Origin of the sequence: Lewinella sp. W8 (genome assembly GCF_004375085.3) — a bacterium.
Taxonomy (GTDB): Bacteria; Bacteroidota; Bacteroidia; order Chitinophagales; family Saprospiraceae; genus Neolewinella.
In genome coordinates, this window is sequence record NZ_SNAQ03000018.1 from 1 (window position 1) to 26,063 (window position 26,063).

Annotated in this window: 12 protein-coding genes and 1 pseudogene; 6 read left to right on the plus strand and 7 right to left on the minus strand. The window is 56.0% G+C overall.

Going from position 1 to position 26,063, the window contains the following annotated elements; genetic code table 11:
• Positions 1 to 3,025, minus strand: a pseudogene (locus E1J53_RS18115) (hypothetical protein); the annotation flags it as partial.
• 284 nt (positions 3,026 to 3,309) lie between these two features.
• Between E1J53_RS18115 and ung the strand changes: the two are divergent.
• From ung to E1J53_RS18135, 4 genes are all read left to right on the plus strand, one after another.
• Positions 3,310 to 3,990, plus strand: a complete 681-nt coding sequence (gene ung / locus E1J53_RS18120) for a uracil-DNA glycosylase (RefSeq protein WP_134270635.1) — start codon at positions 3,310 to 3,312, stop codon at positions 3,988 to 3,990.
• 101 nt (positions 3,991 to 4,091) lie between these two features.
• Positions 4,092 to 4,748 carry a hypothetical protein gene (locus tag E1J53_RS18125; RefSeq protein ID WP_134270636.1) on the plus strand — a complete coding sequence of 219 codons (657 nt, stop codon included), beginning with the start codon at positions 4,092 to 4,094 and terminating at the stop codon, positions 4,746 to 4,748.
• A 71-nt stretch (positions 4,749 to 4,819) separates the two neighbouring features.
• A complete protein-coding gene (locus E1J53_RS18130) occupies positions 4,820 to 6,202 on the plus strand; it encodes an ABC transporter permease (RefSeq protein WP_134270637.1) in 1,383 nt (460 codons plus the stop codon).
• Positions 6,199 to 7,377 carry an ABC transporter permease gene (locus E1J53_RS18135; protein WP_134270638.1) on the plus strand — a complete coding sequence of 393 codons (1,179 nt, stop codon included), beginning with the start codon at positions 6,199 to 6,201 and terminating at the stop codon, positions 7,375 to 7,377. Before E1J53_RS18130 ends, E1J53_RS18135 begins: the two co-directional genes overlap by 4 nt.
• Before the next feature lie 289 nt (positions 7,378 to 7,666).
• Here E1J53_RS18135 and E1J53_RS18140 read toward each other — a convergent pair whose 3' ends face one another.
• Positions 7,667 to 13,204 carry an Ig-like domain-containing alpha-2-macroglobulin family protein gene (locus E1J53_RS18140; protein WP_134270639.1) on the minus strand — a complete coding sequence of 1,846 codons (5,538 nt, stop codon included), beginning with the start codon at positions 13,202 to 13,204 and terminating at the stop codon, positions 7,667 to 7,669.
• Positions 13,205 to 13,449: 245 nt separating this feature from the next.
• Between E1J53_RS18140 and E1J53_RS18145 the strand changes: the two genes are divergently transcribed.
• Complete coding sequence (locus tag E1J53_RS18145; RefSeq protein ID WP_134270640.1) at positions 13,450 to 14,085, plus strand: LON peptidase substrate-binding domain-containing protein; 636 nt, start codon at positions 13,450 to 13,452, stop codon at positions 14,083 to 14,085.
• A 65-nt stretch (positions 14,086 to 14,150) separates the two neighbouring features.
• On the opposite strand, the gene E1J53_RS18150 is transcribed toward E1J53_RS18145, so the two are convergent.
• From E1J53_RS18150 to E1J53_RS18170, 5 genes are all read right to left on the minus strand, one after another.
• Positions 14,151 to 14,549, minus strand: a complete 399-nt coding sequence (locus E1J53_RS18150) for an HIT family protein (RefSeq protein WP_134270641.1) — start codon at positions 14,547 to 14,549, stop codon at positions 14,151 to 14,153.
• A 1-nt stretch (position 14,550) separates the two neighbouring features.
• Positions 14,551 to 15,024, minus strand: a complete 474-nt coding sequence (gene greA / locus E1J53_RS18155) for a transcription elongation factor GreA (RefSeq protein WP_134270642.1) — start codon at positions 15,022 to 15,024, stop codon at positions 14,551 to 14,553.
• Between the two features lie 294 nt (positions 15,025 to 15,318).
• A complete protein-coding gene (locus E1J53_RS18160) occupies positions 15,319 to 16,368 on the minus strand; it encodes a PorV/PorQ family protein (RefSeq protein ID WP_134270643.1) in 1,050 nt (349 codons plus the stop codon).
• 159 nt (positions 16,369 to 16,527) lie between these two features.
• Complete coding sequence (locus E1J53_RS18165) at positions 16,528 to 20,580, minus strand: hypothetical protein (protein ID WP_134270644.1); 4,053 nt, start codon at positions 20,578 to 20,580, stop codon at positions 16,528 to 16,530.
• A gap of 30 nt (positions 20,581 to 20,610) precedes the next feature.
• Positions 20,611 to 24,333 (minus strand): TonB-dependent receptor, encoded by a 3,723-nt coding sequence (locus E1J53_RS18170; protein ID WP_134270645.1) that lies wholly within the window; start codon positions 24,331 to 24,333, stop codon positions 20,611 to 20,613.
• Between the two features lie 675 nt (positions 24,334 to 25,008).
• On the opposite strand from E1J53_RS18170, the gene E1J53_RS18175 reads away from it, so the two are divergent.
• Positions 25,009 to 26,061, plus strand: coding sequence for a LacI family DNA-binding transcriptional regulator (locus E1J53_RS18175; protein ID WP_134270646.1), 1,053 nt, complete (start codon positions 25,009 to 25,011; stop codon positions 26,059 to 26,061).
• The last annotated feature ends 2 nt before the right edge of the window (positions 26,062 to 26,063 follow it).

The window sequence follows — 26,063 nt, forward strand, 5'->3', positions numbered from 1 at the left end:
CATCCGGGTTGTCCGAAAGGCTGGGCGTAAAGCCATCGTCGTCGATGCCGATGAAGAGCGTAAAGCCGGCTTCTACCGGGAACTCCAGACGGCCCGTAGCGGCAATGTCCGTATCCAGCAGTACCTCAACCACCGCACCTTCGAAGGTGTAGACCACAAAGGCGTCGTCGAAGCCGATTTCCGTACCCGCAACGATGTCAATACCGTTGTAGTCGTAGTCAAAGCCTACCTCGCCGTCTTCGGCAAAGGTGTAGGACACCTGACCGATCAGGTTGACGCCAAAGTCGTCGCCGATCGTGCTGATCACGATCTCGTCTTCGGTAAACTCGATGCCTGCATCTTCGGGAATAATCGGGAAGCCGTCCAGGAAGAAGAGTTCTTCGGTCCAGTTCTCCGGCGCAAAGTCACCCGTGAAGCCGAGCGTGGGCTCGTCACCCAGGCTGGCCGCGCTGATCATGTACTGGAAGCTACCGCAACCGTCGATGATCGGTCCGTTGCTCGGATCGTCGTCCATGACCGTAATGTCGAAGGCGAATACCTCCAGACACGCTTCCGTACCCGTCAGCACCATGCTCGGGATCAGCAGCGCCTGGCAGTTCTCGTTCAGCGTCAGGTTCAGCTCACCCACGCAGGCGTAGAGCGGCTGGATGAAGTCCACCGTCACGATTACTTCGGCCGTGCTCACGTTGCCGTTTACGTCCTCGGCCGTGATCGTAACCGGCACTTCGCCAATGTCTTCACAGCCAAACTCCAGCTGGCTGGCCGTCAGGCTGGCCACCGCGCAGTTGTCCGTGGCGCTGGCCAGATCGGCCACCGTCAGGCTCGCAAAACCGTTCTCGTCCAGCACAATCGTCTGGGGAGTCGTCGTAATCTCGGGGTCGATGTTGTCTTCTACCGTCACCGTAGCCTCACAGCTGTCTTCGTTGCCGTTTACGTCCGTAACCGTCAGCGTAACCGTGTTGGGACCTACCTCCGCACACGTGAACTCCGTGATGTCCTCGCTGAACGAGGCAATACCACAGGCGTCCGTAGAACCGCCGTCGATCAGGGAGCCGCCACCAGCACCGCGGGGAAGGACGTTGCCGCCTCCGTCGCTGCTGATGTTGATCGTGTAGGGACCCAGCGGACCGGCTCCACTAAAGAAGGCCGTCGTCACCAGGCTGTACTCACCGGGAACCAACATCAGTTGGATCATGATCTCCGGCTCCGTCGTACCCCCTTGCGGGCTATCGTCGTTGCCGATCAGGAAGTTATCACAGGGAGCGTTGGGGTCAAAGCCACCTTCGTACAGTAAGAAGTAGAAGTCAGGACCAACAATGTCCTCCATCATGAAGGTGTACATGTCCTCCTGGTCAATGCTGAACTCCAGCACGTCGTAGAAGTGATCGGGCGTACCCGTATTGACCGTACACGTAGTACCATTGCCGTTGGGACGCTCAAACTGAGGGTCCGTATCATCCAGCGAGCCGGTAACCTGCGTGATCGGGTCAGCAGCTCCCATGCCACCACCGTCGGTGGCAATCGATGCCTCTCCGTTCTCGTCAAGTTCTACCGTAATGTCCTGGCAAACCGCCACCGGATCAACGTTGTCTTCCACCGTTACAATGATATCGCAGGTCGCACGGTTGCCCGAGGCGTCCCGTACGCGGATCGTCCGCTCATTGTCGCCAACCTCGGCACAGGTGAAGTCACGCATCTCACTGCCGCCAAAGAAAGGGCCGAGCAGCTCCATATTCATTTCGCCACCGCAATTGTCGCTGGCCTCAAAGATCAGGTCGCGGTTCCGTACCCGGTACTCGCCGTTCTCGTCAAGCTGCACTGTAATGTCTTCACAGTTTTCCAGCACCGGATCGATCTCGTCAACAACGATCACCTCGTAATCGCAGCCCACCACTTCGCGGTTCGGACCGGGGAGATTGGGGTTGTTGAACACCAGACGGCGCATGATCGGCTCTTCAGGAAACAAATCATCACAGTCGAACATCCGGGCAGCGGGGCCGCCCATCGTGAAGGGACCACTCAGGTAGTCCAGGTTGGGGCAGTTGTCGTCCGTGATGCTGATCAGCGCCAGGTCGTTGGGCATCTCCGCCTCGCCGTTCTCGTCCAGTTCTACCGTGACGGACTCCTCGCATTCCAGTACGGGTAGCGTGGGATCGACCACCGTGACCGTGTAGTCACAGCCTACTACCTCACCACCGCCATTAGAGTTATTGTAGACCATGCGGCGTTCGAAAGTGAGACCAACGTCGGCACAGTCAAACATGCGGGCACTGGGGCCGCCCATCGTGAAGGGACCACTGAGGTAGTCCAGTCCAGGACAGTTATCGTCCGTGATGCTGATCAGGGCGATATCGTTGGGATAAGTCACCGTGCCGTCTTCGCCGAGTTCCACCGTGACGGCTTCCTCACATTCCAGTACGGGAGTAGTAAGGTCAACTACCGTTACCGTGGATGTACAGTCGTCCTGACCGGGCTGGCTTACGGTTACCGTTACTTCACCTACATCGGAACAATCAAAGTCCGTTTGGGAAGCAGTAATGTCGTCAAGATCACAAGTGGCCATGGCCAGTGTAATGGGATCGATTGACGCCATACCATTCTCGTCAAGTTCGACCGTGTAGTCGTTACAGGCGAGTTCATCCGTACAGGCCTCAATCATGAATTGGGGAGAATCAAAGATGGCCGGATCGGTAACCGCCACCAAATAGGTTTCTCCTTCAACCAATTCAAGCATATTGACGGAGGGGCTACCAAATACTCCGATCTGGGCTCCTTCACAAACCAATGCATCACAAGTCCCACTAAAGACCCGAATGCTGCTGGTAGGCGACATCAGAATCACGTTGACTGGCTCGGCGGGGGCCACGAAGGAATACCAAACTGCGGGGGCCAGGTTGATTCCCGTTTCTCCACAGTTAGGGGGTAATGGTAAAAATGTTGCACCGGAAGTATTGCCACTAACCATCTCTCCGATCTCGATGGGTTCGGCATTTTCGCAAAGGTCATTTGCTGGTTGGGCATACAAGCTCACAACAGATAAAAGGCTCAGGCAGAACGCCAAAAGCCACTTACGGCCAACGGCCGCTAAGGGTAGAGGTTGTCTCATTAATCTGGTCTTTAATTCAGAGATTATAAACGGCGCCACCAATTCCGGGCGAAAATCGACATAAATGTACACAGCGACCGGGCACAGTACCAAGGATTATCCTGGAATTAACGTATCTCAACGCTACACCATGGTCTCAACCTCCTGCCCTCCCGAACCTTTTCCCGAATTTCCCGTATTCTTGAGGCATAAGCAAGCACTACATGCCCAACGTAAAGATTGAAGCTTCCTGGAAGGAGGCCCTGGCCCCGGAATTTGAGAAACCCTACTTCGCCAACCTGGTCGCTTTCCTGAAGCAGGAGAAGGCCGACGGCAAAACAATCTACCCACCCGGACCGCTGATCTTCAACGCCTACGACACTACCCCGATTGATCGGGTGAAGGTGGTCATCCTCGGTCAGGATCCCTACCACAATCCCGGACAGGCCATGGGCCTGAGCTTCAGCGTACCGAAGGGCGTACGCATTCCGCCCAGCCTGCGGAACATGTACAAGGAAATTCACACCAGCCTGGAAATCCCACCCGCACCGCACGGCGATCTGACCCACTGGGCCAAACAGGGCGTTTTCCTGCTGAATTCGATGCTGACCGTGGAGCGCAACCAGCCCGGCAGCCACAAACGCTCCGGCTGGCAGTTTTTCACCGATGCTTCCATCCGTACAATCAGTGAACGGCGGGACCACGTCGTGTTCATGCTCTGGGGAGCCTTTGCCCGCAACAAGAAAAGCTTCATCGATGATTCCCGTCACCTGATCCTGGAAAGCCCCCACCCTTCTCCCTTCAGTGCCGACCGTGGTTTTTTCGGCAACGATCACTTCCGGCGGGCGAATGAATACCTGGAGCAACACGGGAAGAGTCCCATCGACTGGCGGGTGGAGGGGTAATCTTCACCAGAAAATCCCCCACCCAGAAACGACAAATTTGCGCTCCAAGCCCCGCTTTACCCATCCGTCCTGAGTACCTTTGCGGGCCAAAACTGCCCTTCATGCGCATCCTTCTCAGCCTGCTGGTTTCCCTTCTGCTTTGCACCTGCGCGCCGTCGCCCAAAACGGGCACCATCGTGGCGGCCGGCACCGTCCGCTACCAGGCCGGTGAGCAAACCCTACGGGCCAACCTCGCCCTGTCCCGGACGGACAGCACCCTGCAACTGGGCGTCCCGACCCTCTACGGCAGCGTGATGGACCCGCTGGTGCAGGATAAGACGGGGCAGCAATTTCAGGCCTACCGCCCGATGGAATTTCCGGGCAGCGTCCGGTTCTCCCTGCCGGCCGGCAACGGAAAATCGGAGACGGTGGAGTTCCCCCTGGCCGCCCCCTTCATCGACTCCGTGCCGCCGGTCATGTCCCGCGCCAATTCCCAGAATTTTCCGGTGGCAACCTCCGGGCTAAACGACAACGAAAACCTGGTCCTCTTTTTTGAGCCCAAGGTCGCCGGGAGTGATCCGCGGAGAATCCTCGTGCAGGGCCCCACCAGCACCGGAAACGTCAGCCTACCCCGGCACGTACTGGCGGATATTGCCCCCGGCGACTACCAATTCTACCTCATCAAGCAAAAACTCTACCGGGACAGCCTGCCACAGCTCAAGGTGAGCCTCCAGGCGGAATACTTCAGCCCCACGGTATCCCTCCGGGTAACGGAGTAAAGCCGACCATCCGCTAAACAGACAAAACCTTATCTTCACCCGGCAACCCTCACGAAAACCCCGGTTTACCCTTGCTGCGCTACGCCCTTAGACGGCTGACCTACCTTCCGCTGAGTCTCTTCCTGCTCAGCCTGGTCTGCTTTGGGCTGCAGCAAATCACCCCAGGAGACCCGGTGGACCACCTCTTGCCGGAGACCTCCATCCGCACCGCCGAAACGGACCCCGAAATCTACGAGCGAACCTACCGACGGGCCGCCGCTTCCCTGGGCTACGATCTGCCCCCCTTCTACTTCAGCATCCGTAACGCGGCGCTTCCGGACACCCTCCACCGAATCGTTCGTCCCGAAGAGCGCGCGGGGCTGCGCGCCCTTACCCTCCGCTACGGGAACTGGCCCCTCGTGCAGGAATACTACCGTACGCTCCGGCGAAGCTCGTGGAACCCGGACCTTCCCGGTGACCTTTCGGCCAGCCTGCGGAGGCTGCTGTTTCAGGATGACCCGGACCGCATTCAGCGGCAAGTGGACGCCCTTGAGGAGAAGCACGGGCAACTGGACTTGGTGGCCGCTCATGCAAACATGGTGAAGGGGGCGACCCGGGCGAAGCTTCTCCTGCCCACCTTTCAGTTGCACGGGACCGCCAATCGGTACCACCGGTGGGCCGGAAGGATACTCAGCGGAGATTTCGGTCTTTCGTACCTCAGTCGCCGACCGGTGAGCGGACAGATCAAACGGGCGTTCCGGCGCACGGCCCTGCTCAACGGCATTACGCTACTGGTTGTCTACCTCATCGCGCTGCCCCTGGGGCTCTACGCCGCCGGATACCGGGGGAGTCGGTTTGACCGGTGGTCCACGGTGGGGCTGTTCATCCTGTTTGGGCTGCCCAGTTTCTGGATCGCTACCCTCCTGGCCAATTTCTTTACCACGCCGGCCTACGGAATGGACTGGTTTCCCAGCATGGGCTTCGGGGATGCCCCCGAAGGATCGGGGCTGTGGACGGTCATCACCACCAAGGCCAAGTACCTTTTTCTTCCGGTCCTCTGTCTGGCCTACCCCAGTTGGGCCTACGTCAGCCGGCACTTGCGTCGTTCGGCCCTGGGCGAGATGAAAAAGGCGTACGTAACGACCGCCAGGTTAAAGGGACTGCCGACCTCCAGGATTTTGTGGGGGCACGTCTTCCGCAACGCTTCTTTTCCCATCATCACCCTGTTGGGGGGCATTTTCCCCGCCCTGCTGGCCGGAAGTGTCCTGATCGAAAAAATCTTCAATATCCCCGGCATGGGGCTGCTCCTCTTCGACTCGGCCATCAACCGCGACTGGCCCGTGGTCATCGCCCTGGTCTTGCTCAACGGCATCCTGACGGCCTTCGGCTTATTGGTGGCGGACCTCGGCTACGCACTGGCGGATCCCCGCGTTCAACTCGGCGAGGGTGGCGTGCCTAAATCCGGAGGGGAATGATCGGACGTCGCACACAATCAAAAAAACTGGCCATCGGCTGGCTGCTGTTCCTCGGCATTCTGGCGTTGGTAGGGGATTTCCTGGCCAATGACCGCCCCCTGATCGCCATCATGGAAGGAGAAACGCGGTTCCCCGTGCTGCACGAATACGGGGAGGCCCTCGGGCTGGTGGATCCTTACGCCCCCGTAGTGCGCAACTGGTACCGGGCTTCGCCAGACTGGGCGTTGTGGCCACCGATTCCCTACACGGCCGGAAAGTCGGACCTGAAAAATGGTGGATACATCTCTCCCTTCGGCAAGCAAAATACGGGGGATCGCGCCCGCCACTACCTGGGCACGGACGATCTCGGGAAGGATGTCCTGGCGGGCCTCATTCACGGCAGTCGCGTGGCGGTTTTGGTGGGCTTCGGGAGTACCCTGCTCTCTTTGCTCCTGGGCATTCCCCTGGGAAGCATTGCGGGCTTCTTCGGAAACGGAGGACTGCGGGCACCCCGGTACTACTGGTGGGGATGGATCGTGGGCGGCGGATGCGGGATGTTGTATGCCCTGGTTTCCCTGCGCCCGTACTTCAATTATCCGGGCTTTCTCGTCAGCTTCTTCCTCTGCGTGGCGGCCATCGTGGTTGGCGGGTGGGCTCTGCAGGCACTCCTGAAGTTGATTCCCCGATTGCGGAAGCCCACCGCCTTGCCCGCCGACAGTATGGTGCTGCAGGGCATTGAGCTTTTCGTCAATATTCCGGGATTGGTGCTGCTCATCGCCCTGGTGGCGGTGATCAATGAACCCTCCATCAGCGTGGTCATTCTGGTCATCGGGGTATTGCGGTGGCCATCGGTGGCCCGTTACCTCCGAGCGGAATTGCTGCGCATCCGTCACCTTCCCTACATAGAGGGGGCGAAGGTCAGTGGCATCCCGGCCTGGAGAATATTATTTCGCCACGCCTTACCCAACGCCATTGGTCCATTGCTCATCGTGGCGAGCTTTGGTCTGGGGGCCGCCATTCTGCTGGAGTCCTTTTTGTCCTTCCTGGGTGTCGGCATTCCGGCCGACCAGGTTACCTGGGGCAGCCTGTTGAAGCAGTCGCGCGACCACCCCGCCGCCTGGTGGATGGCCGTCTTTCCGGGCCTCATGCTCACCCTGACGGTGCTGAGTTGTAACCTCTTGGCGGACCCCGATTGATGGCTCCCGGAAAAGCATGGCACCCGCGGTTACGCCCAAAAGATCATTCGCGATAGCCATTTCACGACAGCCGGCATTACCCCAGATTGTAGCGCAATTACTTATGGCTAAAGCAGGTGCCGGGTTCAGGCCGCAGGAGCCACGTCGGGCGGTAATTACCGCAATATGGCCCCACTTGCACGCGTCAATATGATCCCTAAAACGACCGTGGGCCGATGGTGCCACGCACCACCAGCCCACGGAAAATTCAGGACGTAGGTCCCCAACGCTTATTTGACCGGGTGAGTCACTAGCGGGTTACCTGTACCCACTGCCCCTTTACGACCGCACGCACGTCGTCGGCGTACATGGCCTCGCTCGTCTGCGCGGGCAGGTAATACCGGCCCGGGTAGGTAGCGGTCATCCGTAGCGCAAAGTTTTTGGTTTCTCCTCGGTTCAGGTGGAAGAAAGTATAAATTCGATCGTCCCGGTAATCACGGTAGGTGAACTGTCCTTCCTGAGCACCGTCGGTACCACTCAGGCGTTCGTTACTCACCTCCCATCCGGAGGGCAACAGGCTACGGAGCGCCAGCTGACGGTAGTTCATGCCCAGGGTCCCGGGATTGCGAACCGTATAGTTGGCCACAAAGTCCGTACCGGACTTTAGCTGGCTCACGTCCAGTTCCTGTCCGTTCAGGTCGGTGTAGGTGACCGTCAACACCAGGTTTTCGTTAGCGGCCTTTTCCTCTCCCGGTCCCGGCTTACCACTGATGATGACCGTAGCGTACAGGGTTCCCGTTCCGGTGTTCTTCAGCGCGAAGGTGCCTCCGGCTCCTTCCGCCGGGAGTTCGATCTGGTAGACGCCCGAGTTAGAGCCTACGGCAGACTGCGCTCCTGTAGGGGAAGTAAAGTCAGCGCTGATTTGTTGTCCGGCGGAAGCGTTCACCTTACCCAGGGCCACGAAGGCAAAGGCCGCCTCCTGGGTGCTCAGCCAACCCCGCTTGCCGATCCGTTCGGCCAGGCGGAAAGCCTGGCGGTCCGCCGCCGTTTTGTCGTCCATGGCCAGTTGGCTCTCCAGGATCATGGCCATATCGCGGAGTTGACTACCGAAGGTGTAGCCTAACTCGCGGTAAGATTTCCCTACCGTGTTGACTCCGTCGATCAGCTCACTGGCTACCTGTTGGCGGCCCAGCACTGCGTATCCCGCCGCCAGTTGGAAGCGGGCGGGAGCGGGCAGTTCTGCAGCCTGTCCCCGTAGTCGGTTCATGGCCCCGATGTCGGCCTTTCCGGCCCGGGCCAGTCCGTAGAGTCGGTAAGCCTGGTCGAGCATCAGTTGCTCGCGGGAAGTGTAGAAAACTTCCCCGTCGACCCGCCAGTTGCTGGCCGCGCGGGTCTGGAATTGGATCAGGCTGTTCTTAAGGTCGAAGGGGATGCCGAATCCAGCGCGTTCCGCTTCGGTCAGAAAGTGCAACACGTAATTCGAGGCCCAGGGGTGGGCATCCCGGTTACCCGGCCAGTAGCCCATTCCTCCGGAACTGGTCTGGAACTTTCTCAGGGCATTCAGGCCCGCCACGACGTTGGCGCGGCGACGCTGATCCTGCTCGGGCGTCAGCTCGGTCATCTGATCGAGATACAGTTGCGCGAAGGCCGGAGAAACGGTTTGCTCCACACAGCCGTAGGGATAGCGCAGGAGGTACTTGAGGTGCTTGTCCAGGTTCATGGCCGGGAGGGCCGACAATTCCAGAATGGTTTCGCGCGTGCCGGGAAGGCCAAACTGCTGATAAGGGATGGTCTCCTCGCTTCCCGGGGCGATGCTGACCGTTCGGGTGCGGGTTTCGACCTCATTGGGGTGGCGCACGGCAATCTCAATCTCCTGGCTGGCTCGTTCTCCGTTGGCCTGGCCGGTTACGGAGAATTTGGCGACACCAGCCCGCTCGCCCACCTGCAGGGGGAAGTACGCCAGCTGATCGCCCGCCGCACGGAAGTTCAGGGGCTGTCCTGCGGAGTTCACCCGGACGAGGCCTTCACTTTCCTCGACGGCCACGTCGACGTTCCTCACCTGATCCGTCATGGCAAAAACGTTAACCGGCATGTCTACGGTTTCTCCCGGTCCGAGGACCCGGGGTAGCGTAGGTAACACCATCAGGGGTTGCCGGACCGGCACCCGGCGGCCAATACTTCCGTAGGCCCGATTTCCGGTGGCCACCACCATGACCCGGACGGCCCCCACGTAGTTGGGCAGCTGAATCTCGTGGCGACCGGTCTTGCCGCCCTCCAGATAAAAGGGTCCGAGGTGGCGCACCACGGGTTCAAAGCGATTCGCCGTTGGTTCTTCTTCTCCGGATTCGGCTCCGTCTCCACCGATGGCCAGTACCTTTCCGAAGGCGCCGTTCAGGCTGCCAATGACGTAGCGGTACAGGTCGTAGGTGCGCACCGAAAGGGCTTCTTTTCCGAAGAATTGGTCGTGCAGGTCCGGCGTCTGGAAGCGCGTCAGCCCCAGCAGCCCTTCGTCCACCACGGCCAGGGTATAGGCCATGGATTTCCCGGCGGATTCCTTCACGGAGACGGAAACCTTCTCTCCCGGGCGCCATTCGTCGGCCAGGGTGAGGCTGGGGTCCAGCACCGTTGCCGGGTCGGTCACTTCGACGGGAAGTACGCCGTATAACCTGACCGGTCGGTCGTTGGTGGTCTGTTCGTAGGGTTGCAGCAAGCTTACGTTGGCGTAAACCGTCGGCACCATATCCGCCTCGGCCCGGAACTTGATTTCCGTTTGTCCGGCGGCGGCCGGCACCCAGAACTGCTTGAGGGTCCCCGCCCCGGTTTCCAGGCTCACCAACAGGTTACCACCTGCACTGGTGGGCACCCGGACCACCACTTCTTCTCCGACACTCACCTGATCCCGTTGGGCACTCAGTCGGAGCAGGGAGGCGCTTTCCCGGTCTTCCTCTTCCTGGTTATAGCCGGCGTAGAAATAGTCGCCGGAGCAATGCCCTCCTTCGTCACATACCCGCACCAGGTAGCGGCCCCAGTCGGAGACTTCCACCTTTAGCTGGGCGGCGCCGTCGGCGCCGGTGATCGCCGAGTAAGTACCGATGGCCTCCCGGTGTTGGGTGCCGTTGAAGCGGGCCACGTTATCGTAGTTGTCCTGCCACCAGTAGCGCCAGTTCACGCGGTAGACCCCGACGCTCAGCCGGCGTCCGGCGGTGCCTTCCCCCTTGGTGTTCACGGCCGCCAGCTGGATGGTGCTGCCGCCGTTCAGGGCCACCCGCTTGGTTCCCCATTCATCGAGTGGGATGTTCAGGCCGGCGTAAACGCCGTAGGGATCGAGGGGGAGTCTTTGGTTATCAATGCTAAAGTTCCCTCCGGGCTCGAAGACCTTGGTGCTCATGCTGGCGTTGAGGGGGCCGGAAAGCTGATTGCCCAGGGAAGGCAGCTCAAAGTTGGCCACGCCGGATTCGTTGAGGGTCCCGGAAAAAATTTGCCGGGGAGCATCCCGCTCCAGTTCACGGGCGGGGTCGTGGAACTGGTAGTTGGTCCACTTAGGAAAATTCGGGCTTCGCGCGGAAACGCTCATATCGACGGTTGCTTCCAGGTTGGCTGCGGGTGCACCGTAGAGCCATTTGCTGCTCAGCCGTGCGGTGCGGGCGCCATTCCCCAGTCCGCCATCCGGAAGTTGCAGGTCAATATCCAATCGGTTCGGCTTGATGGTCTCAATCATCAGCGGGCACTGATAGGATTGCCCGCCCGCAGTAACGGTCGCCGTCCACTCCCCCGTGACGTCACCTTCATCAGTGACAAAATCCAGGGGATAAAGTCCCATCTCAAATGCCGGTCGTACCGTACGGCGCTCCATTACCCTGCCCTGGGCATCGGTCAGGGTAAATTCTACGGGGTAGGCGTCGGGGAGCCGGTCATCGCGGTCTTCCAGCACAAAGTGCAGGTATACCGAATCGCCGGGCCGCCAGACGCCCCGCTCCCGGTAGAAAGCCCCCTTGATGCCTCCGGCGGCGTTGGTGCCCCCCACATCAAAGCGGGCGAGGGCTAGTCCGCCCTCCCGGAACAAATCCAGGTAGGCGGCATCGCCACCGGAGCTGGCAATGATCACCGCCGGGCGTTCTTCGGTTTCCATCCTCACCTTACCGTCTCCGTCCGTCGTCCCCCGAAAGAGTTCTTTTTGTTGATAACTGTAGGCCGTAACCGTTACGCCGGTTCTCGGCGCCGCGGTAATCAGATCGGTGGCGAAGACGACCGTTGACCGGTCCGGGTTCCGCTTGGTGATCAGCCCGAGGTTAGAGGAAAGGATATTCTGCGTGACAAAGCGGTCGCGGTTGTAATAGGCCGGCATGCAGGGGTCGTCCCGATCGTCCCAGTCGAATTCATCGTAATAACCATACACACCGTAGTAGTCACCCAGTCTGCTGTTGGTTTCGGAAAATCCGATATTGAAGTCCTCCTGAGTATCCGTAAAGCTAAAGGTGGTCAATCCGAAATCTTCGGCCGCCAGATCGCAGCCGGCCGCCGCATCCTCCATGGCGAAGCCGAGCCGGACCTGATAAATCGATCCGGTTTTATCACCGATGTACTTGCTCAGGTCGATGGCGTACCGACTCCAGCGGGTGGGGTTAACCGAGCCGCTCAGGCGGCTCAGGGGAATTCGCTCCTGGGCCACGATCTTTCCCACCCGGCGTAGGGTCCAGTCTCCGGACTCATCGCTGATGCTGTTATCCTTGAGGTACTGCTGAACGTTATCGGCGTAAATCTCAAAGAGTTCCAGCTGGACGGCGTCCAGTCCGATGGCCTCAAAGGGGAACAGGCGTTTCCCCTGGTGGGGCATGATGGCACCGCTGCCCACCATTCTCAGCATGGGCTCCGTCCTGCCCAGGTTCAGCAACCAGGCCGTTTCCCGATTAAGGTTCTTGCCCCTGGCATTTTTAATGCCCGTGGAAACGGAGAGACTCGCCTCTCCGTTGTCGCTCCCTTTGGGATAAATTTTCAGGAGGTTCCCGTCAATGCTGGCCGTGTAGGCGATACTTGGATCAAAACGAACCAGGCCGTTAACGTTTTGGCGGGCGTCCAGGGCATCACTGAAGCGCACGACCACGGCACCATCTCCCAGGTCATCCACGTCTACACTTTCCACCCGGAAGGTGCCGGCGGGGGGAACTTCCACGCTCAATTCACCCTTGCTCTCTTCGAAACCCAGACTGGAGCCGTCGTAATAAATGGTCACCGGACTGGGGTTAGCCGACCGATTGGGTCCCTGGATGACGTAGGTAAAGGCCTGGCCTCCCTCTTCTGCTTCTACGGACACGTTGAGGGATTTCCCGTCTTGTTGTGCCCGGAGCATCTGGTTAATTTCTTCCAGCGAAGCGCCATCATTAGTGACTACCCTACCCCGGATTTCAACGGCACCAACCCGGTCTGCGGGGACGTAGATTCCTTCCGAGATTACTTCCGCTCGCCGGGCGGGCGTACTGAAGGAGAAGGAATAATCTGCTTCCTCAAAAATGGAGGATAGCCGGAGCAGGCCGGTATATTTCGTCCCGGAGGCCCAGCCTTCGCTGGGCGTGAAGGTGAAGGAGTTTCCCTGAAGGCTGGCGGTTCCCGCTACGCTGGGCGTAATCGTGATGAGTTTTTCTGCATCCACGCCGTCGGGAAGGGAATCAAAAGTGACGTAGAGGGGATCGAGCCGGCCAATCACCCCGGAAGTATGGGCCAAAAGTACCGCTGGCATGGCCTGGGCTTCCTCCATGGTTCGGGCTTCACTCTTTTTCCCCTTACAGCCGGGGAATAAAAAGCAGAGTAGTACGAAAACCGGCAAGAATGCCAAGAATTTGCGGGTGAGCATAGGTATATGGGTGGTTTTGACAACAAAATAAGGTTTCAGTGCTTACCTATGACACTCATTCTTCTTTGAAGCGGTTTAAACTTTTCGTTCGCAACCTTATCCGAGCGCAGATTAGCTTTAGTTTCGTTGCGAAAATTGTCCGGTAGCTTTGGCTATTCTCCAATTTCCGCGCCTCCTCAAGAAAAATCCACGGCTCCTGAATGTTTAGTTCAGATAGTTATTAAGCGCTTCATAATAATTCCAGCATGACGGAGCAATTGGCCTTATTCCCCCTCCAATTGGTTGCTTACCCCGGCGAGGGCGTCAACCTCCATATTTTTGAGCCACGCTACCGTCAACTCATTAGTGATGCGGAAGAATTTGGAATCACCTTTGGGATTCCTACCGTCATTAACGGAAGCGTGCGGCCCATCGCCACGGAAGTTAAATTACTTGAAGTAGCCAAGCGTTACCCTTCCGGAGAGTCCGACGTGCGCACGATGGGAGAACGCATTTTTCTCATCGAAAATTTTCATAAAGTCTCTCCCAATAAGCTCTACCCCGGCGGGGAAGTGCGATTCCTGGAATTAGACGCCGCCGAAAACCCGAGCATCAACGAAGAAATCGTATTCCTTACCCGGGAAATCTACGAGTTACTGCAGGTGGAAAAAGAAGTACGGGACCCCTGGGCCGGCTTCACGACCTACGACATTGCTCACTACGTAGGACTGACCCTCGAACAGGAATACGAACTCCTCACCCTGATCAATAGTGAAGAACGGCAATCCTTTCTGCTGGATCACCTGCGAAGCATCAAGCCCACCATTGAGCAAAAATCCAACATCAAGGCCCGGGCACAACTCAACGGGCACTTCAAGGAGTTGATGCCTCCCAAATTTTAAACAAGATGGGGGCGCTCCTGCCGGAACGCCCCCTGGTTAAATTACGTCAATTTCTTTGACCAGCCTTACCCCCGCTCGTAGGCGGCTCCAATGGCCGCCGCCAGTTCCTGCATTCTTTCCGGGCTCACTTCCACGGATTGACCGAAGCGGAAATCCTTTTCCGTATTTACGGGCACCAGGTGTACGTGCGCGTGGGGAACTTCAAGGCCCAGCACCCCCGTGGCGATACGGTTACAGTCCACCACCGATTTTATGGCTCGGGCTACCCGCCGACTGAAAACGGCCAGTCCGGCGATCTCTTCTTCGGAAAGGTCAAAGTAGTAATCTACCTCTCGTTTGGGGATACACAGGGTATGGCCTTCCATCATCGGACGAATGTCCAGAAAGGCATAAAACTCCTCCGTTTCCGCCACCTTGTAGCTGGGAATGTCTCCCCGGAGAATCTTGGTAAAGATGGAAGCCATACTAGATAAAAATCTTTACGATCTCAAATTGAATGGCTCCGTTAGGCGTCTTGACCTCCGCCAGGTCTCCTTCGGCCTTGCCCAACAGGCCCTGCCCCATCGGACTATTGACGGAGATTTTTTTGGACTTCAGGTCAGCTTCGGATTCGGAAACTAGCTTGTATGTCATTTCCCGCTTGTTTTTAACGTTGCGGATGGTAACGTTGCTCATTACCGTGACCTTGCTGGTGTCGAGCTGGGTTTCGTCCAGGACACGAGCGTTAGCCATTACTTTTTCCAGCTCATTGATCTTCATTTCCAGCAGGCCCTGCGCGTCTTTGGCGGCATCGTATTCTGCATTCTCGGACAGGTCACCCTTTTCCCGGGCTTCCGCAATGGCGGCGGCCACCTCGGCTCTGCCGGTAGTCTTCAGTTCTTCTAAGTCGGCTTTCAGTTTGTCGAAGCCCTCCTGAGAAAGATAATGCGTTTTCGACATGATTCAGTTTTTGGTTAGTAAAGCAGAAAATCCTCCCTCCTCCCCGAGGGAAGTAGTGAAGATCCAACTTACTCATGGTAAAATCGGGGCTTGGGGGTTGATAACACCCACGTAAATAGCCACCAAGTATGGTTTTAGTGGGGAACTACGAGTTTCCCTCTTGGGCAAAAACAGAAACGTTCCTACCTGCGGTAGAAACGCTTCCTGATTATGCTTAGTTTCAAATATACGGCTTTTCATCCGTATTCTGGGTCAATTTCGACGGGGGGCATCAGCCATCCCGGACGGAGCGTCCTAGAAGGATAGCCCCAGACCGATATTGTGCGTCCCGTTGTAAATCCGGGTATTCCGCCAGGCGTAGTCAACGCTGAAACGACGGCTCCGGTCTCCCTTCTTGAAGGGAACGCGGATACTGGCGCCAGCACTGAGGCCATCGTAAAGGGGCACCTCGGTCAGGTCGTCGGTTTCCATGTCCGCCCGGTATCCGGCCCGGGCGATGAATTGCTCGCGGAAGGCATACTCCACGGCACCGCCCAGTTGGTCACGGCTGAAGGAATTCGCCGTAAAGTTACCGATAACCGTTACCCGGTGATCAATCTGATTGGCCAGCAGATCATAGCTGGCACCAATGTTGAGCACGGAGGGCATTTCAAAGCCCGCTGCTCGCTGATCATAGGTTAAATTAAAATCATCTGCTTGGTCTGGCGAAGGAGCGGATGTGGCCAACCCCTGTCCACCGAAGGCCATCCGGCTGCCGATGTTCCGCAGGCTGAGGCCGAATTTGAATTCATCGTTGTCGCCGGTAACGTACTGCACGCCGGCATCGATGGCAAAGCCAAAGGCACTTACGTCGCTGGTGCCTTCACTGACACCCCGCAGGGTAAAACCCACGGAAACCTTGTTGTCAAATACGTAACTGTAGGTGATACCGATGTTGATGAAGCTCAGGTTCAGCAGTGCTCCGGTACCTTCCGGCTGGGCGGTGGTCGTTACCGGTACGTCGCCGAAGTCCAGGCTCATCAGGCTGAAGCCGAATGCTCCGTTCTCACCAGCTCGGGTACCCACACCAATAGCTTGCATTGAAATCCCAGTGCCTGCCAGGTAATTAGCGTATCCGAGCATTACTTCGGTGCCTCCCAGACGAGACAATCCGGCCGGATTGATCCGCATACTCTCCACACCAATGACGCTGGAGGTATTCAGGGAGTGCAGTCCGGCGGAAGGCGCCCAGGGGTTCATCAGAAGCTGAGCGGCACCGGCTTCTCCCTGACGATCTGGGTTTCCGGCGAAGGCCGTCGCGGAGAACAGCCCAATGCAGAGGAAAAAGAGGTAGATTTTCTTCATTCCGAAGGAATTATGGTGCTCCACAACGGAGCTTTTTGGGGAAGCAACGGTCAGGACCGTGGCTACTTTTGGGCGAGGTCGCAGGTGCAAAGTGTTTCGGTAAAGCATGGCTCTTTCCGAATCCACCCTGCACCTGCGTTTTCGCCTGATTAATTTTAATTAAAGGCCTGCGGGGTCAAACGTACGCTGAACGCCGAAGAACTTCAGGGTCCGTTCTCCTAAACCAGGGGCCTGTACGTGAATCAGGTAGATACCACTGGCGACCGGAATTTGGCGGTAGTTGCGCAAATCCCACTCCAGTGCCGGAGAGATTTCTCGTGAACCTACCGGAACTTCGTCCCGCTCGTACTTCCGGATGAACTTGCCGTCCAGACTGTAGATCGTCACCGTTGCCCGGGCGGGCAGGTTGGTAATCTTCACGTTGGTCTCGAACGGAGAGTCTTCGTACGAACTGAAGGCATAGTAGGGGTTGGGCACGACGTTGATCATGTCCAGCGCACGGTTGATAGCCACATCGTCCAGGTCTCGGTTAGCGGACTTCCCATCGAAAGTGAAGCGATAGGTGGGGTAACCATTCGTGTCGTCGGTTCCCTCGGCGAATCCGTACTTATTGCTGACCCGCAGTTTGATGCGAACGTCATTGGGGATGATGCCATCCTCGTAGGAGAGTAACTCGGCACCCGGTGTAAGCACGGGGAAACCAGCCCAGATGATCTCCCGCACGCCGTTCACCTTACGGTTCAGGTTCGTCCGGGGCTCAAAGCGACTTTCTAGGAATTCTCCTTCGTCGTAGGGCAGCTTGGTCACGTAGAAGAAGTGTTGTCCACCAGCCACGAAATCTAAAAGACTCAAGGGGGCATCAGGTACTTTATCAAACAGGACACTGGAAGGGTTCCAGATCATGTCCGCACCATTATGTTCCAGAGCAAAGTTGTCACTGTATTCCGTACTATCATACAGGCTGTTCTCTCCCCAGAATACCTGAAGTCGTTGTCCCGTTTCCACGTCCACCGCATAGCCGGGGAACCATCCCATACCATTTTCCTGATCCGGATCGACGTTTTCGTCCTCGGCGGGCAGGCCGTTTTCGTCCGCCTCGCGGGTTACTGACGGAGTGTTGCGAAGATCAAACATTACGGGAGCATCATCGGGCTTAACCTGCTGGCCGTTGATGATAATGTCTTCGTAGAAGTAGTTGGAGGTTTCCACTACCGGACAACGCGTCCACAGCGACTTGTCGGACGTCAAGACGATGTCAACGTTCGTCAGATCCTGCATACTAAAGAAGCGGGCCGCGCTGCTGTTGGTCCGGGTGGTCGTCAACCAGACCGGTGACAGGAAGGGAATACCGTTTTCCTTCTCCTCCCAGTACATGAGCTGGTAGGGGTAAATGCCGGGGAATAGGTCATTATACTGCTGCTCGGGGTCTTCGTCCTCGAACTGATCCATAAACTCGGTATCTACGTAGTCAAATAGATTATTTGCTAGCTGAATAGGTATTCCACCAAATAATAGATTATCGGGAATGAAGCTCAGCCAGGGATCAGCACTTGCGTCTTCGTAGGTGATAGACGCACCGATGGCGCCGTTGGCGCCCATGGGGTCATCGCCGGGTTCCGGAGCATCGCCTAACTGTACGGAGAAGCCGAATTCAGGCACGATCTGTTCGTTGTTCTCACTGATCGGACGCTCGCTGAGGATCGTGGGTACGCCACAGTCATCAAGACAACGCAGGGTCCACAGCACGGGAGCATCGAGGTCTTCGTTGCTCATATCCTCATCCATGAAGGTGATCTCGTATTCACCGTCGACGATATTTCGGGGGTCGGCGACGAACACGTTAATCGGTCCGGCACCCTGTGCATAAGTAAGTTCGGGTACGACCGTTTCACCGTTGGCGAATGCTGCTTCGATTTCTTCGACCGTTTCGGCGGACAGGTCAAGGAAGTTGTTGTTGTTACCCTGACCGGCTAAGCGGGTTACTACGGCACCTTCACCATATTCGGCAAATAACTCTTTGTCAAGAATCGGACGTGGGATGGCGGTGTAGTAATCATTACCAGTAAGGTCATCTCCAATATTACGACTCGAGGGTTGGTATTGCTTAGGTTGGCCGGGATTATCCTGATCAAACGGATCGTACTCCTTGTAGTTGTTGTATCCGTAGGCGATTACGGTGAAGTAGTAACGGCGGTGGTTAATCAGTCGGGTATCACCATCACTGGCGAAGGCATCCTCCTTGATGCTAAGACTGTGGCGGATTCCGTTATCAGTTCCATTTACCTGGAGGCTGGGAACGAGGAATGGATCCGGCAACGGGTTATCTGCTTCATTGACCGGTCCCCAATTAAATACCTTGGTGATGCCATTGTCTACGTCAAACTGTGCGATTTCCCGTACCCGATCGGGATCTTCGATGTCCGCCAGGGTTACGTCTGGTCCGGCCAATTGGAATACCCGGTAGCCTTCAAATCGGTAGAGGCTATCGAAGCCAGTGGGCACTCCCAGTCCGGGCTCCTGGTAGGCTTCGTTGAAGTTGTTGCTAGCACGGTCATTGCTAAACAATAAGATCACTTCGCGATCCAACTCTACAATGTCCACATCAGGTGCGTCAGGGCCATCAATTAAGTCAAAGCAGTTGTCAAAGAGAGATTGTGCCAGGTCATCAGCCTGCTGCAGACGCTGAATGGAGGGGGCCGGATAAGTTTGGTCCGGAACCCAGACTACCCCGATAATCAGTTCGTTTACCGCACCTGGCTGGAGGGTAAAGGGTCCGGAAGCCTGAATGGTTCGGCGGTCGCCGAAGGGAAGTTCTTCGGTAACCATTGACCACCCGGCAGGGTCATTTGGCGCACTGGAGAAAGCGTAACGGGTAGGATTTCCGGTTGCTTCGTCGTAGCCATCGCCGGTATCCGTGAGTACGGAACCGTCGCGCCAGCGTCCCTGCAGGTAAAGATAGTACTCCTCTGCCGTGGAAGGGTCGGTAGTTGCGGGGGCAGGACCACCTACTCCACCATTATTAATGTAAATGAAGGAACTCATGCCGAGTTCTTCCTCGCCGATTTGCACACCGTTGGCGTCGAAGATCGGGGCACGAGGACCACGGAAGTAGTCTACCCCAAGAATGGGAATTTCATCACAGTAGGTATTTACCCCACCAGAACAAGTACATCCGGTGGCACCGTCCAGTTCGTCTTCGTTATATACGTAGGCGAGGGAGCGAACGGTGTCACAGCCCACGTAATCGTCGGTAAAACACCCAAGATCGGGATCTACCCACATGGCGAAGTAGGTGTCCAGAATATCCTCCTGGGCCCGGTTGATCAGCTTGTACCGCTGGAAGGTCATGCTGTTGATGTCGTCCGAAGTGGTATAGGCAAAGGCCTGTACCTGGACTTCCATCTGAATCTGCAGTGGTGTGCCGGATTGACGGTGCACGTTACCGGCGTCATTGTAGATCCAGAATACCATTTCTTCCGGGAACTGGGGCGTTTCACCACAACCCCGGATTTCAATGATGGGGTAATCCCCCAGGGTGGGATCATAAAGTCCGTCGAGGTCTTCGTCCCAGAAACCGGCCAGTCCCTGGCTCGTTTCGGGAAGGTCAAATCCGTTTTGCTCGAAGAAGAAGGGGTTCCCCGTGGAGGGCCACCCGAGAACGTCTTCGGGGATATCGGCGGGGTCCAACGGCAGGTTATTGCTCTCCAGCGCCAGCTGGTAGGCGGCGCGCACCTGGCGGATACTCTCTCCACTAACTACGAAGAAGCGGTCCCAGCGTGCACAGGTATCGCGCGAGGTGGTACCATCGTCCGTCAGGGGGCCGGGGTAATAGTCAAAGTTACCGCCACTACGGCCGTAATCCTGGGCGGCAACCTTAAGTCCACCCCCTGGGTCACGACCACCCAGCCAGACGGCTCCGGCAAAAATGGAGCTTACTTCCGGCACACCGGGAGGCGGCTTGGGCACGACGTAGCGACCGTTAGTACCGTCCCACCAAACGTCACCACCGGTGGTAAGACGAGCGCGTACGTTGTTGATTTCCTGATCGATCTGCGCTACTGCGTTGTCACAGTTGGAGCGAAAATCAATGCGTTGTTGTTCCGATCGGTTGGCTGGCCGTTCGGCGTTCGGCCCCTTGTGCGCAAACATTACACTGGGAGCCAGTAGGCCCGCCGAGATAATTAGCGTTGCAATGAGTTGTTGAACTCGCATAATTGAAATTTTGAATAACGGCGAGAAGACTTAAAGACTGAAAATGGCACCTACGAACATCCGACGGGGAAGCGTGAAGAAGTTCGGATTCAGAATGCGCCACTGGTAAGAGGCCAGGTAGCTTTCTACGGGACGGGTACCGCCTTCGAGGCTGCGCAGCTGATCCTGACCAAAGCTGGACTGCAGGAAGCCCGGATCTTCGGGGGATCCCGTTACGGAGTATACGAACAATGGGTTCCGGCGATCGAGAATGTTGCTGACCCGGAAGTAAAGGTTCACGAAGGATCCTTTGGCTACCTGAATGTTCTTGCTGACCCGTCCGTTAAGGACGAAGGTGAACGGCTTGCGGGCGCCATTAATACCACCCCGGGTACCGGAACCACCCAGTTCTGAGGGGAGGAAAGTTGCCGTGTAAGGACGACCGGTAACGGCGGATGCCTGCAGGTTGGCACTGATGTTTTTGAAGATGGGCGGACCGTTAAAATTGCTCCCCGTAGCATAATCAATGACTAGATTGACGCGGTGACGCTCATCGAAATTCAGCGGGAACAGCGTCCGGAGGTTACCCCGGTTGGTCAAACCCTGCTGAGAGTTAGCGTTGGATCCCGTACCGTCGGCAAATTGCAGGGTGTAGTTGGCGTTGACCTGGAAGCCGGCCGTCCGGCGCAGATCGTACGTCAGGCTAAACCCTTTGGTCGTACCAAAATCCTGGTTATCGTAGGTGGTGTACTGGTTAACCAGTGGGACCGGGAAATAAGTCCGCTGCTGAATCATGTCCCGCATCTCTTTGTAGTACGCGGCAATGGTCAGAGCAGAAGAGTTGGACAAACGGGTCTTGAAGCCAACCTCGTAGTCTACGGTACGCTCCGGACGAAGGTTCGGGTTGTTGATCAGGCCGCCGGCACGCTCCACGAAGAAGAAGTAGTCCAGCGCGGTCGCCAGCGTATTGCTCGGCGGGCGCTGCAGCAGCACGTCGTAGTGCGCGAAGAAGTTGGCGTCGTCCGAAATGGGGAAAGAGAAGGCCAAACGGGGCATGACGTTAAACTGGACTTCATAGTCCTGGAAGGAAGTTTCTACGGTAAAGTCATCTTCCTTAATGAAGTTGGCCACGTCGTGGACGGCGGGGTTCGCGTACTTGGGGAAAACCAGACCAGAACGAATACCGTCGATCTCCTGGGGGCCATTCGTGGGTGTACCGTCGGGGAGGAACCAGTCATCGCCGCGGCGGTACGCCTGCACTTCGGTTCCGTTGTCTTCGCTGGTGTACACGGCGTAATCATCACCGATGCTTCCGGGTTGTTGCCCACCAAACTGATCGTGAAAATCTCCCGCACCGATAATTTCGTAAAGGCTGTAGGGATCTTTGAGTACCCGGGTATTGGCGTCGTAACGATCAATCCGTACCCCCAGGCGGAAGATCATCTTGTTGATCGTAAACTTATCCTGTAGGTAGGCCGCCGCGTAGATTGGGCGGTTGGGCGCAACGTTAAAGGTCCGGCGTCCGGTAATTGGATCCAGGGCAAAGAAGTCGTCAAAGTTTCCGTCAAATTCATTCCCCAGGTAGTCGTAGCCGAAGTAGTTTAAAAGTCCAGCTTGGGTAAGCTCCCTTGCACTGAACATTTCAAGTTCTAACTGATCCGGACTCAGCCCATCAATGTTAACGTGTTGATTCAAAGGGACTCCCAATGATTCGCGCAAGGATGTGATGAATTTCCCTGCCTCTACGGGGCCAGAGTCTACAGTAGGTGAAAGAACCAATGCTGTCCCTTGGTACGGAAGTGAATTACTGCTGCCCTCAAAATCAATAAAGACAGAATCTACTACAGTATTTGTCTGTGCTACTGACGGAATGTGAGAATTAACCAATTGTCGACCAAGTGTCCAAAGTCCCCTTGGGTTTAAGGAATATGATCTCTGTGCCCTTTGCTCATAAATCACCCCGAACTGGATGCTGTGACGACTCTTATCCGAACTACCGGGAACGATTTCAAAACCTGCATTTGCCTGAAAAGTAATTAAATCACTATCAGTTTTTCGATAGAGATTATAGACGGTCCCCACATTCTGGTGGAAATTCCAACTATTATTCAAGAAGTTTAATGTCCTTCCATTTATCACACTGAACCGATCAACTGAGATTGGATCCTCTCGAAATTGCTCCGAAGAAGAGGGATTGTTTAGAATTCCATAATTCAAACCATTACTGTAATCAATATCAGGCCCCGTTGCAAAGGGGTTTCCTAAATTGTAATTGGATAAAACGGGATTTCGCGAAGTTGATGGGTCAAAACTTCTCAATACTTCCCGGTAATCGGTATGGATGGGAATAAAAACCCCGTTTGAATCGGGCACAATTGCATAAACCGGAACATAATCTACATCAAATGAACCGACGTAGCCGTAGTCAAAGAAATTATCACCGTGGCGGGGGTCTTCAACATCAGAGCGGTTGTTTTCGTAAGTAAACTGCAGGGTATAGTTGGCCTTCTGGATCAGACTCTTTCCGGCACCTTCCCCGGCCACCCCATTACCACCCAAACGGTGGCGGAAACGGAAGTTGGCCCGGTAGTTATCGCCAAAGGAGGTAGGGTTGTTATGAGCATTTAGCAACCGCCAACTGTTACCACTGTTTTCAGATGGCGTAAATTGGTTACTAGAGTTGCCATAAAAGCCAGAAAGCGAAACGTCAATGGCGTCGCTGAGGCGAGCGTCAATCCGACCGTTCAGGTTCAGGTTGTCGGAGGCTTCAAAGGGCCGCGTTTCGAGGGCCGTGACGTCGTCGTTGGTCAAAAAGTCAGCCGCTACAATTGAAACATCATCACCATCTTGTCTCGAGATTGCAAATACCGGATTAGCCTCCAATTCGGCAAGTTTGTCTTCTTTGATGCGGTAAATGGGCACCGCACTCGGGTCATCATCTTCCCGGTAGGTGTAGCGGCCGGACAAACGGAAACCAAGGATGGAACTTCCTTGGTTGTCTCGCAAGATGGGACCATTGATGGCCAGTCCAACCAGGCTATTGCCGTAAGCATCCAGGCCTTCACTGGTCTCCGCCTCGGCGTTGACGCTGAACTTGTTGCTTGGTCCTTTAGTGGTGATGGAGATGATACCGCCCGTTACGTCACCGTACCGTGCTTCTACCCCACCAGTAATTACCTGGAGCTGCTCAATTTCTGATTCCGGCAGGTTGGTGGCTGAAACCCGCACACCGTCCACGAAGTAGTCCGTGGCGTTGGACCGAGAGCCCCGAATGTTGATTGCTCCACCTTCATCCGTAGAGGAGGCACCCGCCGTAATGGAGGCAATCTGGTTAATGCTCCGGGTAGGTAGACTCCGAATCTGTTCTGAGGTCACCGTCTGACCGGAGGTCGTATTATCCTGTTCAATCAGCGGGACCTTAAAGTCCTTTACTACCACCACGTCAAGGTTAACCCCGCCGTCGGCGGTTACCTCAACGTCGGCCACGTTGGTCTGGCCGGCCTTGACCGGGATTCCCGTCAACTGAGTTTGCGGGTAGCCCGTGTAGTCTACCTTAATATCGTAGGTAGCCGGGTCAATGTTAGAGAAGAAGTAGTTACCGTCAATGTCCGTATTGGTACCCTGGTAGAAAGCTCCCTCCTTAAAAAGAGAAACGGAAGCAAAGGGCAAAGGGTCTCCGGAGTCAACATCGATGACTTTACCAGAAAGTGCAGTTTGGGCGAAGGCCGCAACGGAAATAGATAGGAGTAAAAAGAGAAGTAAAATTCTTTTCATACCGGAGCAGTTTGACTAAGTACTGGTCCTGAAAATAGGAAAACCAGCTATCATACAAATGTGACTCAACAAACGGGATTTTTCTTTCCCTATGGCTGGGCGGGTAAGTCAGCCGACAAAAGAATCCCCCCTTAAGGAGTGGCGCAAAAGTAAACAGGATTTTTGGTTGACCTACTCCGAAGGCGGTTTTTGCCACCGATAAGACTAATTAATGTACTAATCACCTCATTCTTTGGACTTCAACCCCAGAACACACGTCTACTTCACCAACCTTAGCTAAGCCAGCCCCCCTCAGTGAAGACGCGTGAAATTCACCGTCTAATCATTTTGCAATCGATTGCAAAATTTTCCGTTCTTGCCGGAAGATTTTTATCCGTCACCTTTTGCCCGTGAACTGAGACCCCGAATTTATCTACAATCCCAAGAATATCAGTCTAATACGCCCCCAATCTAACTATCAGTTTATCAGGTAATTAGTCCCAAAATTAGCGACTTACCTCCTTTTCTGCCGGAAACATTACCCAGCGTACCAGCTCCTAAATTTTCCAAATTTTATTCTTTTCCGTAACAAAAAGTGCGAATTAAAGTCGCAAATCCTACTATATTTACGGCAATCCTTTGAATGCATAATTTCGCATCAAAGAGAACGAGGGACCGCAAACGATTGCACAAATTTTGAGTAAAACGCCTGCCAGAACGACCATTCATGATATCGCCAGTGCACTGGGCCTGAATGCTTCGACCATTAGTCGCGCCCTCAGTGGAAACCCGGCGGTGAGTGAACGTACCCGCGAACTGGTAATCGCCAAGGCCCGGGAACTCAACTACCAACCCAACCATATTGCGGCGGCCCTCCGACGGGGCAGAAGTAACATTCTGGGGGTCATCATTCCCGCCGCGGACCGAACGTTTTTTGCCAGTATTATTCGGGGCATTGAGGAAGAAGCGGACGAGTCCGGGTTCCGGGTGGTTGTCTGCCAGAGTTACGATTCCTCCGCCCGGGAGCGCGAAATGGTGGAAACCCTCCGCCGGCTACAGGTAGATGGAATTATGATCTCCACCGCCAAGGACGGCGAAAACAACAGTAGGTTTTACGAGCAGATCACCTCCTCGTCCAACATCCCGGTACAGTTTTTCGACAATGTACCCCAGGGGTTGAACGCCGCTTCCGTGGTGATTAATGATTTTCAGGGGGCCTACCTGGCCACCACCCACCTCATCGACCAGGGCTACCAACTTATCGCTCACCTTCGTGGGCCACAACACCTCCACATTTACCGGGATCGTTACCGGGGCTACCTCGACGCCATGGCGGACGCCGGCCGGGAGGTTCGCCAGGAGTTCGTCGTGGATATTGTTTCCCATCTGGACAGTGGCAAGGAGGCCTTCAAAAAGCTGTGGAGCCTCCCCGAACGCCCCGATGCCATTTTCAGCGCCAGTGATTACAGTGCTGCGGGCGGACTGAAGGCCGCCCAGACACTGGGGGTAAAGGTCCCCGAAGAACTGGCCTTCATCGGCTTTGCCAATGAGCCCTTTACCGAATTATTAACCCCCACCCTTTCCAGCGTTGATCAGTGTACCCTCCTGATGGGCCGCGAGACGGCGAGGCGGACCATCGAATCCCTGAAACAGAAGAAAAAGAAGGCAGAGACCGCCAATCGGCTGGTTATCTCTCCCAAAGTTATTGTTCGAGCTTCCTCCCTTAACCCCAATCATTCAAACAGTTGATC